This window comes from Intestinibacter sp., from assembly GCF_051866655.1.
GTDB lineage: Bacteria > Bacillota > Clostridia > Peptostreptococcales > Peptostreptococcaceae > Intestinibacter.
The window spans coordinates 2270-3914 of sequence record NZ_JBJDXL010000287.1; the positions used below are offsets into that span (position 1 = coordinate 2270).

General features: G+C 31.1%; 1 protein-coding gene and 1 pseudogene. Both read right to left on the bottom strand.

Annotated elements, in window-relative coordinates; translation table 11 throughout:
- A pseudogene (locus ACI3VO_RS08550) lies at positions 1-1073 on the bottom strand (endonuclease MutS2); the annotation flags it as partial.
- Complete coding sequence (locus ACI3VO_RS08555) at positions 1066-1365, bottom strand: CD3324 family protein (protein WP_439757513.1); 300 nt, start codon at positions 1363-1365, stop codon at positions 1066-1068. The pseudogene ACI3VO_RS08550 and the gene ACI3VO_RS08555, both read right to left, overlap by 8 nt.
- Positions 1366-1645 lie beyond the last annotated feature (280 nt).

A 1645-nucleotide genomic window follows, 5' to 3' on the forward strand; every position in this document is an offset into this window, starting at 1 on the left:
GCAGGTATATCAAATCCACATTGGGTCATAAGAGTCAGTACGCCGACTGTTTTTAACGCAACGGTCTTACCACCTGCATTGGGACCTGTTATTATTAAGCTTCTATAGTTTTTACCTATTTCAAAATCGAGTGGGATTATATCACCCTTTAGTAGTGGATGCTTAGCTTTTTTTAACTTTATATATCCAGTGTTGTTTATTTTAGGTGTTATGCAGCTGTTGTTTAAGCTGTATTTTGCCTTTGCGAAAATCATATCGTAGTTGGCTATGACCTCTATATTTATTTTTATCTCCTGAATTTTTTCGAAAATCAACTCAGTCAAATACGATAAAATCTTGTATTCCTCTACTGCCTCCTCTGATTTTAAAGAGATAAGCTCTGAGCTGAATTTAGATATATTTTCAGGCTCTATAAATACAGTGCTTCCCTTTGAAGAGGTGTCTAAGATGACGCCTTTTACCTCGTTTTTATAATTTGCTTTAATCGGGATTACATATCTTTCGTCCCTTTTGCATATTAGAAATTCCTGTATATATTTTTTATTTGAGCTCGAAGTCAGAAACTTATTCAATCTATCGTTTATCTTAGATTGACATATATCTATATTTCGGCGAATTTTCTTTAATTCACTAGAAGCGTTAGAGTCAATTTTATTTGATTTTATGCAGTAGTTGATCTCCTCTTCTATAGAGCTTAATTCTGTTATATTCAAGGCATAGGATGATAGAGTTTCTCCGTAGAAGCTCATGTCATTCATGAAATTTTTGATTTTTTTGCAACCTCTCAAGAAGGCCTCGACCTTCATAAGCTCTTCTGGGTTTAAAACCATTCCTTTTTCGACCTTATCTATCACACCGTGCAAGTTAAATACACCTTCTAGTGGGATGTGACTGCTGTTTTTTAATATATTTCTAGCTTCCCTGTTTTCATTTAACATGTTTTTTACAGCGCTGATATTCTTTTTAGGAGTCAATTTGTCAATTAAATCCTTTCCTAGAGAGCTAACACAGTATATTTTTATTAGCTCCTTTAAATCGTTTAGCTGTAATTTATCAAAAGTTGTATTATTCATTTTCACGACCTCCTAGACAAAGATTTGATTTTTTTATTTTAGAGATTATCTTTCTGATGCTAGATTCTGATAGATTAAAAATGCCTTGTATCTCCTCTAAGCTGTATCCTCTGTTGTAAAGATCAAAAATTTCTTTATTTCTAGAGTTAATGGCGTCTTTGGCGCCGCTTTTTTCGCCCCAAGAAACTTTATTTCTCTGTATAGGAATGTAGATAATATCGCCTTGGATATACTCTTGTATTTGGTTTATTAATTCTTCTGGTAATATATTTTTTGCGTTTTTATATTTCAATTTAGTTGTCTCCTTTATTTATAAGTTATTTTATCGATAACTTAGTAAATAAGGAGTTAAATTGTTGTAACTCCTTATTTACTAAGAAGCACAACTTCCAGTTCACCGTAATTATTTTTTTTCAAAAAACATTCTCCTTTTTATTATTTATATTTTAAATTTACATATACATTATTTCACATAACGATATTATATTCAATGCAAAAAACGATTATAATCGAATTTTCCTGAAATTGTTTTCATGCATTTTATTACCATATAAATGCATTTCATGTAGCAA